The organism is Allobosea sp. CRIB-10, from assembly GCF_900112185.1.
Taxonomy (GTDB): domain Bacteria; phylum Pseudomonadota; class Alphaproteobacteria; order Rhizobiales; family Beijerinckiaceae; genus Allobosea.
Genome location: NZ_FOKP01000012.1, coordinates 123,330 through 149,268 on the forward strand (window position 1 = coordinate 123,330; position 25,939 = coordinate 149,268).

Annotated in this window: 27 protein-coding genes and 1 pseudogene; 17 read left to right on the forward strand and 11 right to left on the reverse strand. The window is 63.9% G+C overall.

The features are described from left to right. Positions 1–5 precede the first annotated feature (5 nt). The 5 genes from BMZ69_RS16425 to napE are packed head-to-tail and all read right to left on the reverse strand — an operon-like array spanning position 6 to position 3,966. Complete coding sequence (locus BMZ69_RS16425; protein WP_092158459.1) at positions 6–509, reverse strand: nitrate reductase cytochrome c-type subunit; 504 nt, start codon at positions 507–509, stop codon at positions 6–8. Continuing rightward, complete coding sequence (napA, locus tag BMZ69_RS16430) at positions 476–2,977, reverse strand: periplasmic nitrate reductase subunit alpha (RefSeq protein WP_092158461.1); 2,502 nt, start codon at positions 2,975–2,977, stop codon at positions 476–478. Before napA ends, BMZ69_RS16425 begins: the two co-directional genes overlap by 34 nt. Further along, complete coding sequence (locus tag BMZ69_RS16435; protein ID WP_092158463.1) at positions 2,974–3,261, reverse strand: chaperone NapD; 288 nt, start codon at positions 3,259–3,261, stop codon at positions 2,974–2,976. Before BMZ69_RS16435 ends, napA begins: the two co-directional genes overlap by 4 nt. Beyond that, positions 3,254–3,817, reverse strand: a complete 564-nt coding sequence (gene napF, locus BMZ69_RS16440; protein ID WP_348272478.1) for a ferredoxin-type protein NapF — start codon at positions 3,815–3,817, stop codon at positions 3,254–3,256. The genes BMZ69_RS16435 and napF overlap by 8 nt, the downstream gene beginning before the upstream one ends. Beyond that, a complete protein-coding gene (gene napE, locus BMZ69_RS16445; RefSeq protein WP_092158467.1) occupies positions 3,772–3,966 on the reverse strand; it encodes a periplasmic nitrate reductase, NapE protein in 195 nt (64 codons plus the stop codon). The genes napF and napE overlap by 46 nt, the downstream gene beginning before the upstream one ends. 241 nt (positions 3,967–4,207) lie before the next feature. On the opposite strand from napE, the gene BMZ69_RS16450 reads away from it, so the two are divergent. From BMZ69_RS16450 to BMZ69_RS32135, 16 genes and pseudogenes are all read left to right on the forward strand, one after another. Then, the gene (locus BMZ69_RS16450; protein WP_244543407.1) at positions 4,208–4,909 is read left to right on the forward strand and encodes a Crp/Fnr family transcriptional regulator; all 702 of its coding nucleotides are present in this window, start codon (positions 4,208–4,210) and stop codon (positions 4,907–4,909) included. A 137-nt stretch (positions 4,910–5,046) separates the two neighbouring features. Next, a complete protein-coding gene (locus BMZ69_RS16455; protein WP_092158469.1) occupies positions 5,047–5,499 on the forward strand; it encodes a c-type cytochrome in 453 nt (150 codons plus the stop codon). A gap of 22 nt (positions 5,500–5,521) precedes the next feature. Beyond that, positions 5,522–6,886: a cbb3-type cytochrome c oxidase subunit I gene (locus BMZ69_RS16460; protein ID WP_092158470.1), complete on the forward strand. Its 1,365-nt coding sequence runs from the start codon at positions 5,522–5,524 to the stop codon at positions 6,884–6,886. 95 nt (positions 6,887–6,981) lie between these two features. After that, positions 6,982–7,776 (forward strand): CbbQ/NirQ/NorQ/GpvN family protein, encoded by a 795-nt coding sequence (locus BMZ69_RS16465; RefSeq protein WP_092158548.1) that lies wholly within the window; start codon positions 6,982–6,984, stop codon positions 7,774–7,776. Positions 7,777–7,786: 10 nt separating this feature from the next. Beyond that, complete coding sequence (locus BMZ69_RS16470; RefSeq protein WP_092158471.1) at positions 7,787–9,679, forward strand: nitric oxide reductase activation protein NorD; 1,893 nt, start codon at positions 7,787–7,789, stop codon at positions 9,677–9,679. A 10-nt stretch (positions 9,680–9,689) separates the two neighbouring features. Then, on the forward strand, positions 9,690–9,845 hold the full coding sequence (locus BMZ69_RS31620; RefSeq protein ID WP_092158472.1) for a hypothetical protein: 156 nt from the start codon (positions 9,690–9,692) through the stop codon (positions 9,843–9,845). A gap of 104 nt (positions 9,846–9,949) precedes the next feature. Continuing rightward, positions 9,950–10,258, forward strand: a complete 309-nt coding sequence (locus BMZ69_RS16480; RefSeq protein ID WP_092158473.1) for a DUF2249 domain-containing protein — start codon at positions 9,950–9,952, stop codon at positions 10,256–10,258. A 26-nt stretch (positions 10,259–10,284) separates the two neighbouring features. Continuing rightward, positions 10,285–11,682, forward strand: coding sequence for a hypothetical protein (locus tag BMZ69_RS16485; RefSeq protein WP_092158474.1), 1,398 nt, complete (start codon positions 10,285–10,287; stop codon positions 11,680–11,682). After that, a complete protein-coding gene (locus tag BMZ69_RS16490; RefSeq protein WP_092158475.1) occupies positions 11,645–12,184 on the forward strand; it encodes a DUF2249 domain-containing protein in 540 nt (179 codons plus the stop codon). The genes BMZ69_RS16485 and BMZ69_RS16490 overlap by 38 nt, the downstream gene beginning before the upstream one ends. A 2-nt stretch (positions 12,185–12,186) precedes the next feature. Continuing rightward, the gene (locus BMZ69_RS16495; RefSeq protein WP_092158477.1) at positions 12,187–12,471 is read left to right on the forward strand and encodes a metal-sulfur cluster assembly factor; all 285 of its coding nucleotides are present in this window, start codon (positions 12,187–12,189) and stop codon (positions 12,469–12,471) included. Between the two features lie 108 nt (positions 12,472–12,579). Continuing rightward, a complete protein-coding gene (nirK, locus tag BMZ69_RS16500) occupies positions 12,580–13,707 on the forward strand; it encodes a copper-containing nitrite reductase (protein ID WP_092158479.1) in 1,128 nt (375 codons plus the stop codon). 62 nt (positions 13,708–13,769) lie between these two features. After that, positions 13,770–14,657, forward strand: a complete 888-nt coding sequence (locus BMZ69_RS16505) for an SUMF1/EgtB/PvdO family nonheme iron enzyme (RefSeq protein ID WP_244543401.1) — start codon at positions 13,770–13,772, stop codon at positions 14,655–14,657. Then, complete coding sequence (locus tag BMZ69_RS16510) at positions 14,654–15,211, forward strand: cytochrome c oxidase subunit 3 family protein (RefSeq protein WP_139219075.1); 558 nt, start codon at positions 14,654–14,656, stop codon at positions 15,209–15,211. Before BMZ69_RS16505 ends, BMZ69_RS16510 begins: the two co-directional genes overlap by 4 nt. A 1-nt stretch (position 15,212) precedes the next feature. Further along, positions 15,213–15,476 carry a hypothetical protein gene (locus BMZ69_RS16515; RefSeq protein ID WP_092158483.1) on the forward strand — a complete coding sequence of 88 codons (264 nt, stop codon included), beginning with the start codon at positions 15,213–15,215 and terminating at the stop codon, positions 15,474–15,476. A 109-nt stretch (positions 15,477–15,585) separates the two neighbouring features. Beyond that, a complete protein-coding gene (locus BMZ69_RS16520) occupies positions 15,586–16,278 on the forward strand; it encodes a Crp/Fnr family transcriptional regulator (protein WP_348272479.1) in 693 nt (230 codons plus the stop codon). 12 nt (positions 16,279–16,290) lie between these two features. Beyond that, positions 16,291–16,498: pseudogene (locus tag BMZ69_RS32135) on the forward strand (sulfite exporter TauE/SafE family protein); the annotation flags it as partial. Between the two features lie 672 nt (positions 16,499–17,170). On the opposite strand, the gene BMZ69_RS16530 reads toward BMZ69_RS32135, so the two are convergent. From BMZ69_RS16530 to BMZ69_RS16565, 6 genes are all read right to left on the reverse strand, one after another. Further along, positions 17,171–18,319, reverse strand: a complete 1,149-nt coding sequence (locus BMZ69_RS16530; RefSeq protein WP_092158485.1) for an HlyD family secretion protein — start codon at positions 18,317–18,319, stop codon at positions 17,171–17,173. A 30-nt stretch (positions 18,320–18,349) separates the two neighbouring features. Then, complete coding sequence (locus BMZ69_RS16535) at positions 18,350–19,612, reverse strand: glycosyltransferase family 2 protein (protein ID WP_092158487.1); 1,263 nt, start codon at positions 19,610–19,612, stop codon at positions 18,350–18,352. 5 nt (positions 19,613–19,617) lie between these two features. Then, entirely contained in the window at positions 19,618–20,922 is a 1,305-nt protein-coding gene (locus tag BMZ69_RS16540) for a TackOD1 domain-containing metal-binding protein (RefSeq protein ID WP_139219076.1), read from the reverse strand. Between the two features lie 768 nt (positions 20,923–21,690). Beyond that, complete coding sequence (locus BMZ69_RS16555) at positions 21,691–22,896, reverse strand: NnrS family protein (RefSeq protein ID WP_092158495.1); 1,206 nt, start codon at positions 22,894–22,896, stop codon at positions 21,691–21,693. A gap of 60 nt (positions 22,897–22,956) precedes the next feature. After that, entirely contained in the window at positions 22,957–23,373 is a 417-nt protein-coding gene (locus BMZ69_RS16560) for a pseudoazurin (RefSeq protein WP_244543403.1), read from the reverse strand. Between the two features lie 373 nt (positions 23,374–23,746). Continuing rightward, positions 23,747–24,373, reverse strand: a complete 627-nt coding sequence (locus BMZ69_RS16565) for a TetR/AcrR family transcriptional regulator (protein ID WP_092158499.1) — start codon at positions 24,371–24,373, stop codon at positions 23,747–23,749. A 151-nt stretch (positions 24,374–24,524) separates the two neighbouring features. Between BMZ69_RS16565 and BMZ69_RS16570 the strand changes: the two genes are divergently transcribed. Further along, positions 24,525–25,880, forward strand: coding sequence for an IS1380-like element ISKpn23 family transposase (locus tag BMZ69_RS16570; RefSeq protein WP_003168745.1), 1,356 nt, complete (start codon positions 24,525–24,527; stop codon positions 25,878–25,880). Positions 25,881–25,939: the final 59 nt, after the last annotated feature.

The window sequence follows — 25,939 nt, forward strand, 5'->3', positions numbered from 1 at the left end:
CCCCGCTACGGCTTCCGGCCGACATCTTTGGCGTCCTGGAACAGGTTCGGCACGAGCGGCGGCACGTCAGTTTGCTGGACATGGCAGGCAGTGCAGAAATAGCGCCGCGGCGTCACGTCGGAGAGCACCTGCCCGTCCCGGTCCTGGAAATGGGTGATGCTGATCATCGGCGCACCCGAGCCTTCAGTGAACTCGCGCTTGTGGCAATCCATGCAGCGATTGGTGTTGAGCGTCAGCTGATAGCCGTCGATCGCATGCGGAATGACCGGCGGCTGTTCCGGGTAGTTGCGCATGCGCCTGACATCGTCGACCACCGGCCGGCCGAGCGCCGGCACCCGCTCCAGCGTCATCGGCTGCGGCGTGCCGGTGAGCCGTGGCACATTCTTGACTGACGCGCCCTCTTGCGAGAGGGCTGCGCCGAAGGCGAGGACGAGGCAGGCCGCGAGCGCAGCCCCAAGGACGGTCGGCGCGCGCATCAGGCGGTGACCGAGAGGATCTTGACCGCGCATTTCTTGAAATCCGTCTGTTTGGAGATCGGATCGGTCGCGTCCAGCGTCGTCTTGTTGATCAGCTGGCTCGCGTCGAACCACGGGACGAAGACCACGCCCGGCGGCATGCGGTTGCGCCCGCGCGTCTCGACGCGGGTGCGCATCTCGCCACGCCGGGAGATGATGCGGACTTCGGCGCCCTGGTTGAGCCCGCGCTTGCGGGCATCCTCCGGATGCATGAAGCAGCGTGCGCCCGGAAACGCCTTGTAGAGCTCCGGCACCCGCATGGTCATCGAGCCGGAATGCCAGTGCTCCAGCACACGGCCCGTGACCAGCCAAAGATCGTATTCGCCGTCGGGGCTCTCAGCCGGCGGTTCGTAGGGCACCGCGATGATGCGGGCCTTGCCGTCCTTGTTGCCGTAGAACTCGACGCCCTTGCCGGGCTTCACATAGGGGTCGAGACCCTCGCGATAGCGCCAGAGCGTCTCCTTGCCATCGACCACCGGCCAGCGCAGCCCGCGCACCTCGTGGTAGAGATCATAGGGTCCGAGATCATGGCCGTGGCCGCGGCCGAAAGCGGCGTATTCCTCGAACAGACCCTTCTGCACATAGAAGCCGAACTGCTTGGCCTCGCGATTCTCGTAGCCCGGGTCCATCTCGGAAAGCCCAAAGCGGTCGACTTGCCCGTTGCGGTAGAGCACGTCGAACAGGCTCTTGCCGCGGAAGTTCGGATTGGCGTTCAGAATCTCGGCCGGCCAGACCTCGTCGGTGGTGAACCGCTTGGAGAATTCCATCAGTTGCCAGAGATCGGAACGCGCTTCGCCAGGTGCGTTGACGAGTTGGTGCCAGACATGGGTCCGCCGCTCGGCATTGCCATAGGCGCCCTCTTTCTCGACCCACATCGCCGCAGGCAGGATCAGGTCGGCCGCCATCGCAGTCACGGTCGGATAGGCGTCGGAGACGACGATGAAGTTGTCGGGGTTGCGATAGCCCGGATAGGCTTCGTTGCTGTTGTTGGGCGAGGCCTGCAGGTTGTTGTTGACCTGGATCCAGTAGAAATTGAGCTTGCCGTCCTTGAGCATCCGATCTTGCTCGACGGCATGATAGCCCGGCTTTTCCGGGATGATGCCGTGCGGGATGCGCCAGATCTCCTCGGCGTGCTTGCGGTGCTCGGGGTTGGTCACCGTCATGTCGGCGGGCAGGCGATGGGCGAAGGTGCCGACCTCGCGCGCCGTGCCGCAGGCCGAGGGCTGCCCGGTCAGCGAGAACGGGCTGTTGCCGGGCTCGGAGATTTTCCCGGTGAGCAGATGCAGATTGTAGACCATCTGGTTGGCCCAGACGCCCCGCACATGCTGGTTGAAGCCCATCGTCCAGAGCGACATCACCTTGCGCTTCGGGTCGGCGTAAAGCTCGGCGAGTTGCTCCAGGAAGCCGGTTTCGACTCCAGTCAGGGCCGAGACCTTCTCCAGCGTGTAATCCTTCACGAAGGCGGCGAAGGCCGCAAAATCGATCGGCGTCGTTGCGGTGACGTCGGCAGCCTTGCGTGCTTTTACCTCGCGCGGATCGTCCGGCCGCAGGCCGTAGCCGATCTCGGTCGCGCCTTTTACGAAGGTGGTGTGCTTGTCGACGAAGTCCTTGTTCACCCGCCCGGTCGTGATGATGTGGTTGGCGATGTAGTTCAGGATGGCCAGGTCCGTGCCCGGCTTGAACACGATCGGGATGTCGGCGAGGTCGGAACTGCGATGGGTGAAGGTCGAGAGCACAGCGACCTTCACATGCGGATGCCCAAGACGACGGTCGGTCAGCCGCGTCCAGAGGATCGGGTGCATCTCCGCCATGTTCGAGCCCCAGAGCACGAAGGCGTCGGCATGCTCGAAGTCGTCATAGCAGCCCATCGGCTCGTCCATGCCGAAGGTGCGCATGAAGGCGTAGGCGGCCGAGGCCATGCAGTGGCGGGCATTGGGGTCGAGATTGTTGGAGCGGAAGCCGGCTCGCATCAGCTTGGTCGCGGCATAGCCCTCGAAGATCGTCCACTGGCCGGAGCCAAACATGCCGAGCGCGGTTGGCCCCTTTGCCTTCAGCGTCTCCTTGGCTTTGGCGGCCATGGTGTCGAAGGCCTCCTCCCAGGAAACCGGCGTGAACTCGCCGTCCTTGGCGTAGGCGCCATTCTTCTTGCGTAGCAAAGGCTGGGTCAGCCGGTCGGCGCCGTACATGATCTTGGAGAGGAAATAGCCCTTGATGCAGTTGAGGCCGCGATTGACCTCGGCCTTCATGTCGCCATGGGTGGCAATGACCTTGCCCTCCTTGACGCCGACCATGACGCCGCAACCGGTCCCGCAGAAGCGGCACGGCGCCTTCGACCATTTGATCTGCAGAGCGTCGACGCCGCCGGAAACCGGCTGAGCCTCGGCCGGAACGCTCATATTGGCGGCGAGCGCGGCAACACCGGCCGCCTGCGCCTTCAGCATCTCGCGACGGGTCAGGGTCATGGCTCTACTCCAGGGTCGTCGAGGTCTGCGAGGTCTTCGATCTGCTCGAACACCATGTTGGCCGAGAGCACGCCGTCGATCAGGCCGATTGTGGCGAGCCGATCGCCGATTACGCCCGTGCTAGAACCTTCCAGCACGATCACGATCTTGCCGTTCTCGACCCGGTGCACCTCCGTCTCGGGCAGCTTGCGGATGCGGGCGAGCACGGCGTTGACCTGCGCCGGCAGGGCCGAGACGACGGCGCTCGAAATATGATGGAAGCGCTGGGCCGGTCGCTCAGCCATGGGCGGCCTCCGCGACGCGGGGGGAAACGGCAACGGCCTGCGCCGGGCAGGCGGCCATGCAAGCGCCACAACCAATGCAACGATCGGCTGCCAGCTCCGGCAAGGCAGGACCGCCGAGCCGCGAGCGGAAGCGGATCGCGCTTTCCGGGCAGGCATCGCCGCAGCTCTGGCAGACGATGCCGCGACTGGCGAAGCATGCCGGACCGATCGTCGCCACATGGTCGAAGGCGGCGATGGCGCGGTCAAAGACCGGCTCGGGGCAGGCATCGGCACAGGCGCCGCAGAAGCTGCACTCGTTCCCCGTGAAATCGAGGGCAGGCCGGCCGGACTCGTCGAGTGCGATGATGTGCTGCGGGCAGGCGGGCACACAAGCGCCGCACCCGCTACAAGCCGCAGCGATCGACCCGGCGCGGGACCACGGCGGGCGAACCCTGTCGGGCAATGAGAGGCGCCGGCCTGTCAGGAGGTTACGGCGGCCGCGATTGATAGCGGTGCGTTCCATGGCCGACCTCAATGTGGAGGCCCGGGCGGACCGAGAACGATCTGGCTCATCCATACCAGAAAGCCATAACCGCCCACGATGCCGACCGCGACGATGGGCCAGATCAGCACCGCCAAGGTTAGGAAAGCCAGGAACTCGGCTCGTCTCGTCGGCTTTTCCGAAGCGGTTTCCGGGCCCCTCGCTCCTGCAGTCTCGGTCGTCATCTCTCGTCCTTTCGCGCGCGGGGGCGTTTACGAATCGCGCCGTCGCCAGATTAGAGATCGAGAAAGGAAAATAGATTCCCGGCCGGGTTTGTCCACCCAAAGCCGAGCCACCGGCCTGCTTTTCTGCGCCATATTTGACGCAGTGCAAATAAGGCCGCGCGAACACCCGGTATTGGATGGCTCGACGTCGCCGCAGCAGCGGTGAGGGCGATCCGGATTTCTTGTGATCATGAATATGGCGATGCTCAGCCCTTTCCCGGCTTTCGCAACCCTCTCAGCCCAAGAAAGAAAACTAATCGCGACCGCATCGTCGCCAAAGATCGTGGCAGCGGGCCAGCCAGCCTTCTCAGAGGGAGACCCAACGAACCACTGCTTTCTTAGCCTCTCAGGGCACCTCAAGCTTGTGCGGACAGCCAGCAGTGGGGAAATCGTAATCTTGGGCTTCGTCGATCCCGGCGAGCCTTTCGGTCTCGGCGTGACGCATGAAATTCGTCGCCCGGCGTCTGCCATCGCCTTGCGCGAGAGCAAACTTGCCGTTTGGCCGATAGCGATCTGGCGAGAACTTCAAAATGAGATCCCGGGCTTAACCCTCAGTGTGAATCACATTCTCGAAAAACGACTCTTTGACCTACAGGAGCGTTTCGTGGAAATGGCCTGCCTCGACGTTCCTCGGCGGGTCGCGCTTGCAGTTCTTCGCCTTATCGACCGAGCCGGACGGCGGGAGGCAGACGGGGTGCGAATCGCATTTCCGGTTTCCCGGCACGACGTGGCTGCCCTTACTGGAACAACGCTTCATAGTGCGTCGCGCATTCTAGTGCGTTGGAAGAGGCAGGGTGTGATCGCCGGCGGCAGGCGAACGCTTCTGGTTCGCGACGTTCCTGCGCTAATCCGCCTGGCAACTGACCCAGAGGCCGACGTGAGCCCCTGGGGGCAACGGCGCTAGCGTGTCTTCACCCACTTTGCCAATTCGCAAAGAAGCGTTTCGAGCGCCCCGCTAACAGCGGGTTCCCTGCCTCGTCGGCGGGGATTCAAGCTGGGACACCGGCTTCGCCGCGAGCACTCGCAAGGGAGGGGAAACGTATGGTCGAACGTCTGACAAAGGCGGGAGCGCGAAATGTCTTCTACGGCGGATCGATCTTCTTCTTCGCCATCTTCGTGGGGCTCACCGCCCACAGCCACTGGTTCATGCGGACGAAATCCACCGACGAGTCGACGCTGACCCCAGCAGTGGCCCGCGGCAAACATGTCTGGGAGCGCAACTCCTGCATCAACTGCCACACGCTCCTCGGCGAAGGTGCCTATTTCGCGCCCGAACTCGGCAATGTCTGGAAGCGCTATGGCGGCGACAAGGACCCAGCTGGGGCACGCGAAAGTCTGAAGGCCTGGATGGCGGCCCAGCCGACCGGAATCGAAGGCCGGCGTCAGATGCCGCAATTCAACCTGACCGAGCAGGAACTCAAGGATCTGGCCGACTTCCTCGAATGGACAAGCCGGATCAAGACCCAAAACTGGCCGCCGAACGATGCCGGCTGAGACCTCGCGACAGGAGAGAGCCATGCCAGGCTACAATACAACGAGATACCAGACCCAGAACGTCGCGATGCTCTACTTCTACGGGGCGCTCGCCCTGTTCATGGCGCAGGTCGCCTTCGGGCTGGTGGCGGGGTTGATCTATGTGCTGCCCAACACGCTGTCGGAGCTTCTGCCCTTCAACATCGTGCGTATGATCCACACCAATGCGCTAGTGGTGTGGCTGCTGCTCGGCTTCATGGGCGCGACCTACTATCTGCTTCCGGAGGAGGCGCAGACCGAACTCTACAGCCGCCGGCTCGCGGTCATCCAGTTCTGGCTGTTCTTTATCGCGGCTGCCGTCGCTGTCGCCGGTTACCTCTTTCGCATCCATGAGGGGCGGGAATTCCTTGAGCAACCGTTCGCGATCAAGGTTGGCATCGTCGTCGTCGCCCTGATCTTCCTGTTCAATATCACCATGACCTCTCTCAAGGGTCGCAAGACCACGGTCACGAACGTCCTCCTCTTCGGTCTGTGGGGGCTGGCGATCTTCTTCCTCTTCGCCTTCTACAACCCGGCCAACCTGGCGCTAGACAAGATGTATTGGTGGTACGTCATCCATCTCTGGGTGGAGGGCGTTTGGGAGCTGATCATGGCCTCGGTGCTGGCCTTCCTGATGATCAAGCTGAACGGCGTCGACCGCGAAGTCGTCGAGAAGTGGCTCTACGTCATCGTCGGACTCGCCCTGTTCTCCGGCATCCTCGGCACTGGCCACCACTATTACTGGATCGGCGCGCCGGGATACTGGCAGTGGATCGGCTCGCTGTTCTCGACGCTGGAGGTCGCTCCCTTCTTCTCGATGATCCTCTTCACCGTCCATTTGACCAGGAAGGCTGGGCGCAACCATCCCAACCGTGCTGCACTGCTGTGGTCAGTCGGCTGCTCGGTCATGGCATTCATCGGCGCCGGCGTCTGGGGCTTCCTGAACACGCTGTCCTTCGTCAACTACTATTCGCACGGCACGCAGCTCACCGCCGCGCATGGCCACCTAGCCTTCTTCGGCGCCTATGTGATGCTGAACTTGGCGGTCATGGCCTATGCCATTCCCGAGCTGAAGGGCCGCGCGCCGTACAACCAGTGGCTGTCGATCGCTAGCTTCTGGATTATGTGCTCGGCAATGATCGTGATGACCTTCGCCCTCACATTTGCGGGCGTGATCCAGATCCACCTTCAGCGCGTGATGGGCCAGTCCTACATGGACGTGCAGGAGCACCTCGCCCTGTTCTACTGGATCAGGCTCGGGTCGGGAATCGCGGTGGTGATCTCGGCGCTGATGTTCATCTGGGCTGTGCTGGTGCCCAGCCGTGAACGCCGGGCCGAACAGGTCGCGCTCGCCCTGCCGGCGGAATGACGCCCTTGGGCCCGGCGGCTTCGGCCGGCGGGCTGCCGCTCGCATCTGTGTCAAGGACGTTCCAGATGAACATGATTCCGCGCCTACCCGTCGAAATGCCCTCGGCCGACTTGGTCGACATCCCGGCCTACACCGCCTCCGGCAATGAGCGCTTCCTGTTCGAGAAGGCGTGGGAGCGGCGCCTGCCGCTGCTGCTCAAGGGGCCGACCGGCTCAGGCAAGACCCGCTTCATCACCCATATGGCGGCGCAATTGGGCCTGCCGCTCTTCACTGTCGCTTGCCACGACGATCTCTCAGCCGCCGACCTGACCGGCCGCCATCTGCTCAAGGGTGGCGACACCGTCTGGGTCGACGGACCGCTGACGCGGGCCGTGCGCGAAGGCGGACTGTGCTACCTCGACGAGATCGTCGAGGCCCGCAAAGACGTCGCGGTGGTGCTGCACCCGCTGACCGACGACCGACGCATCCTGCCGTTGGAGCGCACCGGCGAGCTGCTCACCGCGCCGCCCTCCTTTATGATCGCGGTTTCCTACAATCCCGGCTACCAGAACCTGCTCAAGAACCTGAAGCCGTCGACCCGCCAGCGCTTCGTCTCGATCAGCTTCGACTTCCTGCCTCGCGAGGCGGAGATCGCCGTGGTGGCGCAGGAAAGCGGGCTCGACGAGGCCGCTGTCGCTCCGCTGGTCGACCTCGCCCGGCGGCTGCGCACGCTCAAGGGGCAGGATATCGAGGAAGGCGTCTCGACCCGCCTCGTCGTCTATGCCGCGAGCCTGATCGCGGCCGGCCTGCCTCGGCAGGAGGCCGTGATCGCTGCGATCATCGAACCCCTGACCGACGAGCCGGAGGTTCGAGCCGGACTGGTCGAGGTCGCCCGCGCGGTCCTCGCCTAGGAGGCTTGCGATGCTGGACTTTCTTGAGCTGGAAGAGACGGTCGGGCGCTTCTGGCACCGGCTGGTCGGCGACACCGCGAGCCTGCCGCATCATCCGCAGGCGGCGGTGACGCTGGCGAGCATGGCGACGACGCTCGCGGTCTGCTTCCGCGGCTTCGGCGGCGAGGCCGGTGTCAGGATCGTCCCGGCGCGCGAGCGCGCTGCCGGGCACCGGCTCAACCTGCGCCAGCGCGTCGGCCTCGGCGAGGAAAGATTGTCGCAGGCACTGCGCACGCCGGACAGCCTGCAGCTTCCGGCGCAGATCTCATTGTTCCCGGAGACCGGCCTCAACCGCGATCTCTATGTCTGGCTCGCCGCGTGCATGGCCGCGATGCCGCCCCGGCCGGTGACGGAGAACGACCCTCTGCAGCGCGACCTCGCGCTCATTGGAGCTGCGCAGCAGCTGATCTCGAGGGTCCTCGCCGCCTTTCCTGGCCTCGTCCCGGTCTATCGCCGACTGGCCGCGGCTTTGCTCGCGAGCCGTCATCGCAAGGGGCTGCCCGCGACTGAAGCCAGGGTGGAAGCCATGATCCGCACGCTGTTAGGCGGCGGGGCCGCCGACATCGCCGCCGGAGATTGGATAACCAAGGCACCCCCTGGCTATCTGCCTGCTCTCGGCGTTCCGCTCTGGCCGCTGGCCAGCGCGGCCACTCCCGCCCGCAAGCGCCGGCGTGACGACGACCAGCCGCCGCCGGCCTTGGCGAAGGTCGAGGAGCAGATGAAAGCCTATGCGGCGAGCCGCGACGAGACGGCCGAAGAGTGGCGGGAGCGCAGCCCCTTTATCCTCAATCGTTTCGAGAAGATCCTGGCGATGTCGGAGATGGTGGCGGTCGACCGCCCCTCCGACGACAGCGAGGAGCACGATCCTGAGGCAGCCGACGAGCTCGATGACATGGTGCTGAGCGAGCGCAAGGGCCGCCCGGCCTCGCGCTTCCGCTTCGATCTGGACCTGCCGCCGGAAGCGATGGACGAAACGACACTCACCGGCGCACTGACCTACCCGGAATGGGATTTCCGCAGCGCCTGCTACCGCGAAGACCATTGCCGCGTCCTTGCCGCCACGGCCCGGCAGGAGCTCGACCCTCCGGCGCAGGACGCCGCGACGCGCGCGCTGGTGCGCCATGTTCGCCGCCAGTTCGAAGCGCTGCGCCCGCAGCGCGAACCGCAGCGCGGTCAGATCGACGGCCCCGATCTCGACCTCGACGCGGTGGTGCGCCGCCAGGCCGACCTCGCCGCCGGCGGTTCCGGCAGCGACCGCATCCATCTTGCGTCACGGCCGCAGGCGCACGACCTTGCAGTGACGACGCTGATGGACGTCTCGCTTTCGACCGATTCCTGGTTCGATGATTTGCGCGTCCTCGATGTCGAGAAACAGGCATTGACGGTCTTCGCCCACGGGCTAGCCGCCTGTGGCGACCATCATGAGATCATGACCTTCACCTCGCGCCGGCGCGACTGGGTTCGGATCGAAACGGTCAAACGCTTCGACGAGGTGATGGGACCGGCGGTGGAGGCGCGCATCGCTGCGCTTAAGCCCGGCCACTACACCCGCATCGGCGCCGCCATCCGCCACGCTGCGGCAGGGCTCAAGGCGAGGCCGGACCGCCGCAAACTCCTGCTCGTGCTGACCGACGGCAAGCCGAACGACATCGACCACTACGAAGGCCGCTTCGCCATGGAGGACACGCGCATGGCGGTGATCGAGGCGCGCCGTGCCGGCATCTGCGTCTTCGCCGTCACGGTCGACCGCGAGTCGCGCGCCTACATCCCGCACCTCTTCGGCCGCAACGGCCATGCCGTGGTGTCCCGGCTCGACCGCCTACCGGCCGCGCTGCCGGCGATCTATCGCGTGCTGGCTGCCTGAGGAGATCGTCATGACCGATGCTCAGATGGGCCTTGCCGTCGCCACGCCCGCCATCATCGTGATGGCGCTGCTGCTCTATCGTATGGGCGTTCTGCAGAAGGGCGGCGTCGCCGCAGCCGTGCTGATGTCGCTCGCCATCGCGGTCATCCTTTTCCTGGAACAATGAGGCGGACAGCGGCGCGCTGTTTGCGCTTCGGCAAATTGCCGCCAGAGCGCGTCCGCTAGGCTGGACATCAGCCCGCAGCAGGGTCGCAACCGGAGCCGAAAGCCATGACCATCCAGCCTCTCGAACCACTCGACGTGCGCGCGATCCCGCCGGTCGTACGCCATGCCACGATCTTCGGCATCCTGGAGCGGCTGGCTCCAGGCGACGCCTTCAGCATCGTCAACGATCATGACCCCGCTCCGCTGCGGCGTCAGATGGAGGCGCGCTATCCCGGCACTTATTCCTGGACCTACGTCGTGCAGGGGCCCGAGATCTGGCAGGTCGAGATCGGCCGCAACGACGCCGATGCACAGGCCGATACTGCCGATTGCGGTGGCCACGACGAAGGCCATTCCTGCACCTGCGGCCACTGAAGCCGCCACACCGGGAGACCGCAGCCATGCTACTGGCATCGCTGTCCCGCTGGACGATGAGCTATTTCGCGGCAGCGCTCGCCTTCCTGATCGCGGCCGAAGTCCTAGCCGTCGCCGGGCTTGGCTATCCTGCCGCCGGCCTCACCGAGCCTGCAACGCTCATCCTCGTCCATCTCGTGGCGATCGGCTGGCTCAGCCTCGCCATGGCGGGGGCCCTGCTCCAGTTCGTCCCTGTTCTGGTCTCGCGCCCCCTTGCTTTCCCGCACCTTGCGCTGCCCGCACTCGCGGCCCTCGTCGCCGGGCTGTTCCTGCTCTGCTCGGGATTCGCCGTGCTCGCCGGTTGGTTCGACGGGCCGCTGGACCTGCTACCACTGGCGGCGGCAACCCTGCTCATCGGCTTTGCCCTGCTTGGGCTGATGCTGCTCGCGACGCTCCTGAGTGCGCGACCGGTCGGGCTCTTTTCCCGCTTCATCCTCATCGGCCTCGCCTGCCTCGCCGCCACGGCGCTGAGCGGCTCGGCCTTCGCCGCGATCCTATCCGGTCGCGGGGGCTGGTTGGACGCGCTGTCCCTGCTGCCGGACGGCCTGCCCTTCCATGCACTTCTCGGCTTCGGCGGCTGGCTCGGGCTCATCGCCTTCGGCACAAGCTATCGGCTCTTGGTGATGTTCATGCTGGCTCCGGATCCGGCGCCACACCGGGTCCGCACGGTGCTCGTCTCCGCCGGGTTGGCGCTCGGGCTTGGATTCTCCGGGCTTGTCGCCCCGCTTGCCGGTTTGCAGCCCGGGGGCGCCTTCATCACGACGGCGCTCAGCGTACTGGCGCTCGCGAGCGCCTTCTATGGCCGGGACATACTCGCTCTTTATCGCACGCGCCGGCGCAAGGCGCTCGAAATCAACATGCTCGCCAGCATTCCGGCCTTCGCCTCGCTCGGGCTCGGCATCGCGCTGCTACCGGTCGCCATCGCGGCCGGTGCGGGGGAAGGCATCGTCGCGGCGCTCGCCTTCCTGCTGGCTTTCGGCTGGCTCGGCGGCCTGACGCTCGCCCAGCTCGTGAAGATCGTATCCTTCATGACCTGGCTCGGAACCTATGCGTCGCGGCTCGGGCGTGGCCCGGCACCACGAGTCGGGGATCTGGTGGCGATGCCGCGCACCGGCTGGTGGTTCCTGTTCTACTATGCCGGGGTCGCACTGGGTGTGACCATGCTTGCTGGCGGTTTTGCCACGGGCTTCCGATGGGCCATGTTGTCCTGCCTGGTGGGAACCGCCGGGATCGTCACCGAACTGGTCCGCGTGCGCCTGCTATCCGAGATCAGGGTCGGCGACCGCCCGCCAGTGCATGAACGCCCGCGGCTGCTGCTGGCCCGAGCCGATGAAAGGAGTTCCTCCCATGCCGACCACCGACGCGTTGCCAGCCCGCGAGCTTGACGTCCGACCGATGCTGCGGGCCGGCGAGGAGCCGTTCCAGGCGATCATGGACGCCGTGAGTGCCCTGGCGCCGGGCCAGTGCCTACGCCTCATCGCGCCGTTCAGACCGGTGCCGCTGTTCTCCGTGATGGCCAATCGCGGCTTCGCTGCAAACGACCGCGATCTTGGCGGCGGCGACTGGGAAGTGATCTTCTCGCCCTTGGCGACGGACGCGGAAAGCGAGGAGGTCGCGATCGGCAGCAGTTCCTCCGCCGTATTCTGGGGCGCCCCCATCCAGGAGCTCGACCTCTGCGATCTGGAGCCGCCGGAACCGATGGTACGCATCCTGGAAACACTGGAAGAACTGCAGCAGGGGGATGTGCTATTCGCCCTCCTGGCGCGCGAGCCGGTCTTCCTCTTCCCCGAACTGGCGAAGCGCCAGCACGAATGGGCCGGCAATTTCGACGCGTCCGGCACGACATACAGACTGCTCATCCGCCACGGCGGCAGCGAAGGGCATTGACCATGAGCGCGAATCTGGAGCGCCTGGTCGAGATCGCGCTGCGCGACGTGCTCGACCCGGAAATGGGTCGCAGCGTCGTCGATCTCGGTCTGATCTACGCAATCACGGCCATGCCGGGCGGAGCGATCGCCATCACCATGACCACAACGACCCGTGGTTGTCCGCTGACTGGTTTTCTAAAGGAAGCCGTGGCGATGGCTGCCGGAGCCGTGGAGGGCGTCACGGGCGTCGTGGTGGCTCTGACCTACGAGCCGGCCTGGCAGCCGGGGATGATCGCCGCCGAATAAGCAGCAAAGATCGCCAAAGATGTTGTGCTGCAACAAAGATCAGAATCGCCCTTGCCCTAAAGTCTTCATGGCCGGTCATTCACCGGTCGTTCGGCAAGGAGACAAGTCATGGGCGAAGAGCTCAACCTGACCCGCCGCAGCATTCTGGCCGGAGCGGCGGCCACTGGGGCAATAGTCCAAGCGGCCACGGCGCCGGCCCAGGCGCAGGCGGTCATGGACAAGGCCTCTGCCGCCGATGTCGCCAAGCTGCCACGAGTAAAGCCGACGCTGGTTGATCCCCCTTTCGTGCACGCTCACGAGCAGATCGTCACTGGCGGACCCAAAGTGGTCGAGTTCGAGATGACGATCCGCGAGAAGAAGATCGTCATCGACGACACCGGCACCGAAACCTTCGCCTTTACTTTTAACGGTACGGTCCCCGGCCCGATGATGGTCGTGCATGAGGGCGACTATGTCGAACTCACGCTGATCAACGCCGATACCAACGAGCTATTGCACAACATCGACTTCCATTCGGCGACGGGCGCGCTCGGCGGCGGCGCGCTGACCCAGGTCAACCCTGGCGAAAGGGTCGTCCTGCGGTGGAAGGCAACTCGGCCGGGGGTCTTCGTCTATCACTGCGCGCCCGAGGGCATGGTGCCCTGGCACGTCACCGCCGGCATGAACGGTGCGATCGCAGTGCTGCCGCGCGATGGACTGAAGGACCATCAGGGCAAGTCTTTGAAATACGACAAGGCCTATTACGTCGGCGAGCAGGACTTCTACATCCCGCGCGACGAAAACGGCAAGTTCAAGCGTTACGCCAGCCCCGGCGAGGCGCATGAGGACGTGCAGAAGGCGATGCGGACGCTGACCCCGACGCACGTCGTCTTCAACGGCAAGGTCGGCGGGCTCACCGGCAAGAATGCCCTGACTGCCAAGGTCGGCGAAACGGTGCTGATCATGCACTCACAAGCCAACCGTGACACCCGCCCGCATCTGATCGGCGGCCACGGCGACTATGTCTGGGCGACGGGCAAGTTCCGCAACCCGCCGGAGCGCGACCTCGAAACCTGGTTCATTCCCGGCGGTTGTGCGGGCGCGGCGCTCTACACCTTCCTGCAGCCTGGCATCTACGCCTATGTCAACCACAACCTGATCGAGGCCTTCGAACTCGGCGCAGCCGGACATTTCAAGGTCGAGGGTGAGTGGAACGACGATCTGATGAAGCAGCTCGTCGGCCCCGCCGCCATCTAGGCCACCATCTCGCCTCCCGCCGCCGGGTGGGAGGCGCCCCTCTCCGAGAAGGGACGATCATCATGGTCGCGACGCTGCGTCCTTCTTTGCCGGCGTTGACCACCTCGCTCGGCCTGCTGTTCATGGTGGGCGCCACCGCCCTCCTGCTGGCGGCCCCCGCGCAACGGCCGGTGCCGACCTTCCCGTTGCCGCAAACGGTCACTGTACCGCCTGCCACGCTGCTGCATCACCTCGACGGCGAGTACAGCCGGGCCGGTCGGCCGGTAGATGCCCCACGCGTCGCGCTCCGGATCGACCGGCCGCTCGAAATCATGCGCTATCAGGTCACTGCGGCCGATTACGCCCGCTGCGTTGCCGCCGGCGCTTGCAAACGCCTGGACAGCCTGGCGGCGCGCGGCGACCTCCCAGTGACCGGCGTCAGCCATGGCGACGCTACCGATTATGCGGCTTGGCTGTCGCGCCAGATCGGTACGGTCTGGCGCTTGCCGAGCGACCAGGAATGGGCGCATGCGGCCGGCTCGCGCTTCGTTGACGACGCGAAAGGCCTCGATCCCGAGGTCAACAACCCGGCTCTGCGCTGGCTCGCCGACTACGAGCGCGAGGCCAACCGCAAGGCCGCGCGAACTCCCACCCCGCGCCCAATCGGCAGCTTCGGGGCCAATGAACACGGCGTGCACGACATAGCCGGCAATGTCTGGGAGTGGACGCACAGCTGCCTGCGCCGCGTCGCTCTGGACGCCGCTGGTCACAAGATCGGCGAGACCACCAACTGCGGCGTCTACGTCGTCGAGGGCCAGCATCGCGCGATGATGACGTCCTTCATCCGCAATCCGAAGAGCGGCGGCTGCTCAGCCGGCACTCCGCCTGACAATCTCGGCTTCCGCCTCGTCAGGGAGAACGGCTGGCGCGGCTGGCTGCCAGCGGCCCTGCATCGGCTGCTGCCGGTATGAACGTCGCGCTACGCAGCCGCAGTCTGGACGACGCACGACCGGCGCCCGAGCCCGAAGGCGGCATGGAATTGCTGCTTTGGATCCTCGTCTGGAGCGAGTTCATCATCTTCGGCGCGTTGCTCGGCGCCTTCCTGATCATGGGCGTAATCGATCCGTCGGCGCTGGCAGTCCTGCATCGCGCGCTCGACCTGCCTCTCGCCGGCATCGCCACCGCGACGCTGCTCACCAGCGGCTGCTTCGCAACTCGTGCCACATTTGGGCACAACCCACGACCGAACCTTGTCGCTGCGGCGATGGGCGGCTTCGCCTTCTGCGCGCTGAAAATTGTATCCTTCGGCTATGAACTACCGACGCTCGCCGCCATGGACGGCCGCCTGCCCGAACTCTACTGGCTCATTACCGGCTTCCATCTCGCGCACGTGCTGTTCGTCGGGGCGCTGCTTCTGGTCGTCGCATGGCGCCCGGCTCCCCGCCAGGTCGCAACAGTTGCCACGGTCTGGCATCTGGTCGATCTGATCTGGCTCCTGATCTTGCCCGTCATCTATCTGGGCTGAGATGCAGCTTTCCCGCGATATTCCGTTCCCCGCCATCTTGCTCGCATTGCTGCTCGCGACGGGCGCGAGCCTGCTGGCCGCGGCAGCGTTCGCTCCTGGTCCGCGCGGCGTCGCCATCGCAATGCTGAGCTTGACCAAGGCGGCGCTGGTGGTGCTGGGCTTCATGCGTCTGCACCGGGAGAGCCCGACCCTCGCCACTGCCCTCATCGGCTATGCCGCGCTCCTGTGCATGCTTACCGGAATCAAGATCGCCCTCGTCGGCTGAATGTGACGCACTTGAACAGTCGGGGTGATTGAGGTCATATCCGGCGGCGCCAGCCGAGAACGACAGCCCGTCGCTGGTGGTTCGAGTCCGCCGGAAGGAAGACGATCTCGTGGGAATGGACCGCAGCGTCCTGCGCAGCATCCCGCTGTTTGCGACGATGGACGACGGGCAGCTCGACCGCATGACAGCGCAGGCCAGTGCGCGCCGAATCCCCCAGGGTGAAACGGTGTTCGAACAGGGCGACGCGGCAAAGGCCTTCTATCTTCTGCTGCACGGCCGATTGAAGGTAACGCAGGTCACGCGCGATGGTCAGCAGATCATCGTGCGTGTCGTCCATCCCGGCGATCTCTTCGGCTTTACGCGCGCGCTGAGCCGGAGCGACTATCCCGGCACGGCGACGGCGGCCGTCGACAGCCTGGTCGCGGCCTGGCCGACCGAATCTTGGGACAGCTTCGTCGAGAGCAACCCGCATCTGGCGATGAACGCGATCCGCACGATCGGTCAGCGCCTCGACGAGGCCCACACCCGCATCCGCGAAATGTCGACGGAGGAGGTCGAGCGCCGCGTGGCCCATGCCGTTCTGCGGCTGGTCGAGCAGGCCGGAAGGCGCGATGAAGCCGGCCTACACGTCGATTTTCCGATTTCTCGGCGCGACATTGCCGAGATGACGGGTACGACACTGCACACGGTTTCGCGCATCCTCAGTGCGTGGGAGACGCAAGGGTTGGTCGAAGGAGGTCGCCAGAAGCTCATGGTCCGCGACATCGCCGGCCTGAAGGGTCTGGCAGAGAACGCAGAATAGCGGCAGGGCCCTTTCACGCGCTTCAGCCGTGATCAGAGCTTTTCGGTCGTCGGCAAGAGCAAGACATTCGTGTTGACGATGGCTGCGGCTCCATTGTCGGCACGCTCTTGGGCGGACAGTTGCTGGCCTCGTTCCAAGTGGAGTCCTGCTACCGGGGCTCACGCTCATCCTCCTGGTATCTGCCGCGAAGGTGTGGAGACACCCGCACCTAGGAGCTTAGGTCAACGGAGGGGACTTCCGCTAAGGGACCGAACTCCCCCCGTTACTTTCCGGAGAGTGGCCATTCGAGGCCGACCACCGCATTGCCGTGGCCAAAAGGTTAGCCCGTTCTTTCCCTGATCTCGTCGGGAAGGCGCCTTTTTGGATTGTCGCGGGGGATTTCTCGACAAATATGAGAAGCTGGAGCGGATAACGGTCGAGGATAGGCGTTGGGTCCGGCAGTCGGCGCAGTCGCAGGTAATCGCCCATTCCCATAACTATCGAAATTGAGATGTATTTAAAACGAAAATACTGACAATATCTCTCTATTAAGGCTTGAAGATCGATCAGTTAGTCATATCTGAAGGTAAATTGTAGATCCCGCAATATTTAATAGCATAAAATTGTGATTTTGTTTCTATAGTATATTATGGAGAGTCACGTCAAAATAGAAGGTATTTCAAGGTAAGTGGATGAAATTGTTACGCTACCTGCTGGCCGCCGCGAATGCCGCCGTCTTTCTGCTTTTTCTCCGACTTTATGCGTCTGCCGGGTCGGGACAGCCCTCCCACGTCCTGCTAGGTCTAGCGGCACTTGCAGCAATCAACGCAGCGGCAGTCCTCCCGAAGCGCCCATCCTAGCCGTTCGGCACCAGCCCTGATCCAAGCTGCCTGGACGGCGCGCTGTGCCGCAATCAACGGATATTGATGGCAGAGAGCTCGCCGATCTCGCGCCAGAGCATCTTTAGGAATTCGTCAACCATTCGAGCCGCGGCAAGCCACTCGCCATCGGGCGGCATCTGGAGCGAGGCGAGCGCATGTTTCATGCGTGTCGGCAGTTCGCCGGCACTGCCGGGCGAGAGGACCGTGACCTTGGTCGAAACCGGGAAGGTTTCCGGTCCGGCATAGGCGATGCGCATCACCTGTTGTCGCTCACTCGGTTTAAACGCGTTCTGAAATTCCGGCGGGAGCGTGTCCGCGACATTCTCGATCCTTTCGATCCGGCCGCGAGCCGTGTTCACGCCATCGGTCACGACGACGGGCATGTCGGGGGCGACATCGTACAGACGTCCCGTCGGCAGATAGGCGAGCACGAACGGGGCGCCATGAAGAATCTCCAACATTGCGTCTCCGGACCGTGCGACAAAGCCGGGACTTGATACTTTTGCCGACACGATCCCGGCAACAGGTGATCGGATCAAACCGTCGGCGTAAGCGCGGTGGAGCTGCTCCAGAGCCGCCTCGATCCGCGCGAGCGGTTCCCGCAGGCCTCTCAGCTGATCCTCCAGGGCCGCGACCTCACCCTCCAGCGTCGCTTCCTCCCGCTCCGCTTCGTAGAGTTCGCGAATCGTCTGGGTTCGCGTGGAAAGCGGGATCAGGCCTTTGGTCTCCAGTCCGCCGATTTGGGCCGCAGTGCTTCGAGCCCGCGCTTTGCGCTCGCGTGCGATCGGCAGCAAGCGCGCCACGGTCGTCAATCGTGCTTTGGTCTGCAGGAGGCGATCATCCAGGCTGCTCTTCTGGGCCGAGAGCTTCGCCGCCGTATCGAGAACTTCCGGCGACTCGACATTGAGAAGCGGCGCGCCTGCCCTAACTTCGTCACCGGGCGCGACGTGCACGCGCGCAACGCGCGAAGCGTAGGCTGAGGCCACTGTGAAGCGCTCTGTCGTGACGATCCCACCAGATTGCAGTGTAACGAAGGGCCCGACCACAATCACCGAGAGATAAAATGCGAGCCCTACGACGAGGCCAAGATAGATGATGCGAAGCGGGCTCCGGCGAGCCGAACGAGCTTGGTTGACGAGAAGGTCCGGACGCGCCTTCGGGGCAAGGCTGCGGCGGATCATGAAGGCTTCCTCACGGCTTTCGACATTGCTTCATCGCCAGTTTGACCAAGCCCGCACCTTGGCGGGCACGTAATTGTCCTCCAGCGACCGCGAGAAGATGAGCTCGTCGAGATAGGCGCACAGGCGCAGGCAGCGCATGAAATATGCCTGGAATATTCCAAACAGGGGAATGAACAGGACGAGCGGCCAATACTCGTGGCGGCCCGAAATGACGATGGCGAGTGCAAAGGCGATCAGTTCGAAGAGCGTAATACCGATCGTTACGGCGACGATGAGAGTCGGCGCGAATCCCGGCATCATCAGCGCGAGGTAAAGCAGATAAGCCGGAAAGACGACCGTGGGAAGAAGCGTGAAGACGAGGAAATCCAGCTGGTTCGCCAACTCGCTAGGCCTGAAACGCTGGTGAAAGGGATTGAAGGCGTAACCGAATTTGCGCAACCGAATCCAGAATGCGTCTCGTTCCCAGCGAGCGCGTTGGCGAACGAACGCGGCAAGGGTGTCAGGCACGTCCGTGTAGCAGATTGCACTGCGGGCGAAGCGAATCTGGTGACCGGCGAGGCGGAGACGAAAGGTAAAATCCAGGTCTTCGCCCGGCCCCACGTCCTGGCCGCCGACAGCCTGCCAGGATTGCCGGCGGAAAGCGCCGAACGCGCCCGAGACACAGGTGACCTGGCCTAAGCCGTCTGCCAGAGTCTTGCCGAGCGAGATTGCGACCAGATACTCGATCGCTTGAAGCGAGGCGACGAGACTATTGCGCCAGTTGCGCGCCAGGATGTTGCCGCAGACCGCCGCAATCTCGTGATCAGCGAAAGGCGCTACGATCTCCCGCAGTGCGTGGCGATCGAAAGAGCAATCGCAGTCCACGACAATGAAGATATCCCCCGTCGCTAATTCGGCGGCAAGGTTGAGGGCGGCCGATTTGCCACCCCTCAGACTGAGGCGCACCGCGCGTTGAACAAGCCCCTGGCGTTCAAGACGGCGCATAATCGAAAAGGTGCGATCCGCGGACCCGTCATCGACGCAGACGATTTCAACGCCGCTGAGGCTCTGCTCGCGCAGCGAAAGGACGCAGCGCTCTAACGAGTGCTCCTCATTGTGGCCGACCACAAGGACGCTCACCTTTGCCGGCACCCCGCCGCGCCCCGAATGCGAGGGGATGGCGAAGAATTGCCACGCGATGACAGCCACAAAGCCGAGGAAGTAGCGCGGCAGGTCGAGCGCGAGAGCAACCCAAAACAGGTCGATGACCTGTTCCTCGCTCAAGGCTGTGAGAAAGTGATAGGCGTCGAGCATCACGACTAGCCCTGAGCCAGGCGCGTCATCGCATTTTCCGCTGCCGGCAAAACGCGCAAATCGTAAGTCATTCGGCCGGCAACGAAGGTTTTGAGCTTTCTTTCGAGTTCCGGCAGCTGCCGTTCGACGTCGTCGTAATGCGATGGAATGCGAACCTGATAGCCCCCTTGAGATTCGACGATGCTTGCGGCTCCGTCGAAATGTTCCTTTATCAGGCGGCCGATCAAGGCCCTGGTGCGGCTGTCGCCAGGCGAGCGAGGGCGCCACCAGCGCCAAGACGCGTGGTCGGCATGGACGCGGAGTTCAAGCAGGCTGGTGGGTTCGCCGTTTCTGACCGCCACCTCGTGGCGCGCCATCTGGTGGCGCTCCGGCCCGGCCAGATCAGCTTCGCGACTGAAGCGGGCGAGCCAGGCTGGGTCGTAGACGGCGGTCCGTCCCTGATGTTTCAGCTCATACGCATTAACGTCCCGGGCAATGAGACGCTCGGCGTCGTCCTTCATACCGCAATCGATGCAGCGAAAACCGATCGCGGGCTCCCCCGTCATGTGGCCGCAATCCCCACAAACAAGGGCCATGCCCGGTTTGTCGTAATCGACCGAAAAATGATTGAGTTGTTGCCGGCATTTGGGGCAGACAAGGTCGGCTCCTCGCTCAAAGCGGCTCTCCGCGGCCTGATAAGCGCAGCGAAGATGATGGATAATCGCCTCATCCTTGACCCGGCCGCCCCGGCAGGCCGAGCATTCCTCGCGCAGCAACAGGCGGGCGGACGAGCATGACGGACATGTATTCGTTCGGTCGAAGAAGCGGGCTTGGAGATAGCCAAGGTCCGATAAGTGGGCAGCATCGGCTACAATCGTATGCCCAAATCGGCTACCTGCGACGCCGTAGCCGACGACCTCTGGAAGGCCGGGATCGTAGCTGGGCTTTAGCGGTGCGTCACGAACGACGAGATAGGCCAGCAGCTGAGCCGCGTTATCGCGAAGCCGTGTATAGGCAAGCGGAAGCTGGGCTGCACGCTGGATCGATGGCTGCAGGATCCGAAGCGCATCGACGATCGCGGAGAAGGATGGCCCGACAACGAGGTCGGCACGATCGCAAAGCGCGTCATCGAGAGCGATCAGCGGCAGCACGGAATACACACTTGCCGGCAGCATCTGCGCCAGGCGCTCAAGGTCTGCCGCATGCCGGACAACAGCGGCGCCAGGCGAGGCCAATTCGCCCCCACCGATACGCTCGGCAGCGCTCCAGCGAAAGTTCAGCGGCAGCGGTGCCGATTGTCGAAGGGCGTCGTCGAAGCACAGAATACGCAAGGCGTCTCTACCAAAGCCTGTCAGAGGACGGCGAGCCGTCGAGCCGGTGTCTGTGACATGGACGCTAGGCGCCTTGCCGTCTCGTCTCCAGACACAGGGCACCACGAAGCAGGCTTAGCCACAAGTTTTTGCCTCCGCGCGCCGCCCGCGAGCCTCGATCATTAAAATTTGAGCGTATTGCCAAGGATGGCCTTAGAAATCGACACGTATCGTCGCATCGCGTCATGAATGAGGCGGGACGTTATGGGCGAATTGATCGAAATTTTATCGGTGCTGGCTGTCCAGGGCTTGCCCGGACCGCTTATGCTCGCCCTAGCGTTCCCACATACATTTGCTCCGCGGGGCGACCGGGCGCAGGCTGTTGCTCTCTACGGCGGGCTCTGGGTTTCGGCCAAAGCCGTACTTACAATCGGGATGGTCGTGGCCTAGGCGGTCGAGCCGACTAGAGAAGCCGCACGCCAACTTTCACACCTTCGCTGCACCTGCTTTCGGTCGGGGCGCTCGGGCTCGCGGTGATGGCGATCCTCGTGATCGCAGGGTTGTGTCACAGCGGGCGGGACCTGGTGCTGCCGCCGGCAGCCAAGCTGGCGCTGATGACCGCAGCCGAGCTTCTACGTGTCCTGCCCGAGCTCGACATCGGCACAAGCCTACTCGGGCTGCACCACAGCTGGCCAGTGGGCTCTGGTCGGCCTCCTTCGGCACCTGGCTGATCGGCTTCTGGCCGATCCTGAACGATCCGCAGCGCGATGAAGGCGGCTGCGGCTGAGTTCAGCCCCGCTGCGCGACGGGAGACGCCTTCGAAGCGAGGCGAGTACCGGTCAGCACCCGCCAGTACTCCGTCGCGAAAACCAGGAACGCAAGCGACCAACTCAGCCCGGCGACGTGCAGCAGCGCGACCGGGCCATGGCCGAGCGCCGAGCAGACCCGCGCCACCGCACCGATGACGACCAGCGCATAGCAAAGCTGGGTCGCGGCCGTGGCGACGAGAGGCCGGCCTGTGTGACCGAGGCTGGCACGAGACATCACGGCGAGCGTCATTGTGCCGAAGGCGCCGGCGGTCCAGGCATGGGTGCCGGCCGCGGGAGCGATGAGGCCGAAGCTCGCCATCGCCGTCAGCGCGAAGCCCACAGGCACGAAGAGATAGCCGACATGCAGGATGACGAGCAGGGGATTGCGCCATGAGCGGTCGCCCGCCCAGCGGGCGAGCCTGACGAAGTGCAGCCCAGCAGCGAGCGCTAGCGTCAGGCCAGTCGCAGGGATACCCGGCAGAGCTACCCAGAGACCGAGTGCGGCCGCGCTCACCGCCAGAACCACCTTGTCGTAGCGGCCGAACGGAATGGGCATCCGCCCCTGGCCCTGCTGCGCCAGCCAATTGCGCGTGAAGCTCGGCACGATGCGCCCTGCGATCAGCGCGACAAGCAGGAGAACGACGCCAATGGCAAAACGGCGCGCGAAATCGGCGCTCCCGGCCAGCCCGGCCTCGAGATGGAAGGCGATGTTGGAGGCAAGCAGCAGCCCGACCAGCACCACGACCTTGAGATTGCGCCAGTTGCGCCCCGTCATAATCTCGCGCGCGGCCGCACCGGCGAGCAGGAGGAGAAAGAGGCAATCGACGACCATGGCGAAGGGCCAGCCGATCAGGGCCGAGAACGTAACCGCGACGCGTCCCGCGAGCCAGGCGAGCAGGAGCACGAGCAACGGCGTCCCCTGCACGGGGAGCCGGCCCGTCCAGTTCGGGATGGCGGTCAGCAGGAAGCCGCCGATCGCGGCGGCCTGATAGCCGAAGAGCATCTCGTGGACGTGCCAGTCTACCGGCACGAAGGCCGTCGGAACGACGAGATGACCGGTGACGAAGGGCAGCCAGATCAAGATCGTCAGTCCGGCCTGCAGCGCGGCCAAAAGGAAAAACGGCCGAAAGCCATATGACAGTAAGGCGGGTCCCTCATAGGCCCGCAACCTCGGTATGGGTGCCATCGGAACCGTCCTCCCGCGGCCGGATTCAACCGGCCGCGCTGCAATCGTGAATGTTTAAGGCTACTGCGCCTTGGCGAGCTGGCTCACCTTGCCGACCAGATCGGCGAAGGCCTGCTTGGCCTTGCCGGGATGCTTAGCGGCAGCAGCTGCTTCCAGATTGGTCGGCTCGCCCACTACGATCAGGGCGACCATGCCCATGCCGTAGTGCGGCTTGCAGCGAACGCCGTACACGCCGTTTTCCTTGAAGGTCACCTCGACCTGCTCGTTCATCTTCCCGTTAAAGGGCTCCGCCCCGGCCGGCAGCATCTCGGGAATGCTCTCGGCATTGTGGCTCTTGTCGGTAGGAAGGAACTTCACCGTGTCGCCCGGCGCGATCTTCACAAGCGCCGGCTCGAACACCATGACTCCGGCAGCACCCTTGTTGAGCATCTTAACCTCAACTTCGGCGGCATTCGCGCCCACGGTCGCCAGCGTCATCAGCGCGCCGGCCAGAATGGTCCTGAACATCTGTCTTCTCCATCACGGTAGCGAGCTCAACAATCTCTCGCTGCACCGCAACATTATCGGATGCGGCTTGCCGGCACTTTGCGAAAACGCAACTTCGCGTCGAGTTCGAGCGATGTTCCTGAGCTGCGACCACCCAGAGCAAAGGCAGCAGAATGAAGACCTTATTCCCGCATTCAAGACGTATTGACCGTGGACGCCCCACGCTATGTAAGCGCGGCTCAGTGGCGAGCCAGGCGGTTCTTCAAGCACCACCACGTTGCCATATCCGAAGCCCGCCGAGCCGTGCGGGGCGGGGGCATCGGTGCGGCGGGCGTCGGCGGAGTCCAGAGCCGTGATCTGATGCTCAAAGAGAGATTACGCCAGAATGACCCGCTGCATCTGTGAAGAGCATGCGGGCGATCATTAGGCGGAGGGTGCTGCTGTGAGCCTCGGGGTGAAAGTCTGGGTCAACACCGACGCGCAAAAATATCCCGTCGATCAGGGTGGCGATCCATGTGGCGGTATCGGCGGAAGGAAGCGCTCTACCAATCTGGCCGCGCTCCTCGGCTGCGATGATAAGAGCCTGAAGTGCGCTACGAAGTTCGATGTCGTTTCGGGAGACCCGCACGCCGATCGCCGGATCTCTCGTTGCTTCAGCCGCGATCTCGAGGGCCAGTCCCGCGAAGGCCTTGTCGGCTGCCAGGCCTAAAATCATGTCCGTGAATTCCAGGATTCCACCCAACGGGTCGGTCGCCTGTAGCGCGGATTTGAAGCACTCAGCGATGTCCTTGCGCACTCCATCAACGACGGCAGCAATGATGGCCTGCTTGTTAGGAAAATAATGGAATACATTGCCAGAGCTCATACCGGCTCGAATACAGATGAAAGCGGTACTTGTCTGATGAAATCCTTTTTCTGCAAAGCAAATGCGTGCAGCGTCAAGGATTTGCTGTACCCGAGCGCTATGTTTTTTGGGGTCAATTATTCGCATGCAACCTTCAATCTCAGCAAGGCGTCTATTATTATCAATCGGCTAGCATCATCTGATCCCACATTCCCCAAGTAAATCGCTGATTTTGCTGTCAGGATCTCAATATTTCCGATATAAATCATGGTGTTGATGGCCGTGAGGGGCGCGTTTGATGGATCACCCAGAGGGTGCGGGTTCGAAGCGGGCAGATCGGGTCGAGTTCGACCGCCGGGTGCATGTGGAGTTCCGAGGTGCGCAGCTCAGTTCCGACGGCGGCCTGCTGGTGATGCGCGAGCTGGATGACGCGCTCGGGCTGTCCGATCTGGCGGCAAAAGCATTGCGCGACACCCGGCGCGGCAAGAACACGGTCCACCGGCTTGACGGGTTGTTCCGGCAATCGGTGTTCGGGCGACTGGCCGGATACGAGGATGTGAACGACGCCGACCGCCTGGCCCTCGATCCGGTGATGCGCCAGGTCGTGGGTGGAAGGGCTGTCGATGCGCAAGCGGCCTCGGCCTCGCAGATGGGACGGTTCGAGACCGAGACACTGGCACAGCCCGAGAACCGTGCCGCGCTGGCCGACCTGAATGGCCAATGGATCGACCGGTTCCATGACCGTAACGGGCTGAAGTACATCGTTCTGGACATGGACAGTTCGGTCAGCCCCACCCATGGCGATCAGGAGGGCGCGGCCTGGAACGGGCATTTCGACTGCACCTGCTATCACCCGAACTTTTTGTTCAACCAGTTCGGCATGCTGGAGCGCTGCGCCTTGCGCCATGGCAACGTCCACAGCGCCGATGGCTGGCGGGACGTTCTCGACCCCGTCATCGCCCGCTACGCGGAGCGCGACCTTTGCGGCCGGTTCTTCCGGGCTGACGCCGCCTACGCGATCCCCGCGATCTATGAGCGGCTGGAAGAAGCCCGATTCTTCTACGCCATCCGGCTGCCTGCGAACAACGTCCTGCGCGAGAAGATCGCGCATCGGCTGACGCGCCCTGTCGGGCGACCTTCGCTGACCAAGGTCAAGCGCTTCTACGAAGACTTCGAGTATCAGGCGGCATCCTGGGACAAGGAACGCCGGGTGATCGCCAAGATCGAATGGCATCCGGGCGAACTGTTCCCGCGTGTCGGCTTCATCGTCACCAACCTGCCGATGGAGCCCGACTGGGTGGTGCGGTTCTATAACCAGCGCGGCACCGCCGAGCAGCACATCAAGGAAGGTAAATATGCCTTCCACTGGACGCGGCTGTCATGCCGGAAGTTCCGCGACAATGAGGTGCGACTGCAACTGCATGCGCTGGCCTACAACCTGGCCATCTTCTTGCGCTGCATCGAGTTGCCCGAGACGATGGCCGACTGGTCGTTGACCAGCCTGCAACTGAAGCTGATCAAGATCGGGGCACGTGTCGTCCGCCATGCCCGCGCCATCACCTTCCAGCTGGCCGAGGTGGCCGTCACCGGTCCGATGGTCCGCGCCATCCTCGCCGCCATCCGCCGATTGCGAGCGCCTCCGCTATGCGCATGACCGCCATCCACGCCCAAACTGAACGAAAACGGCAGGATGGGTCTGTCCGCTGCGCTGAA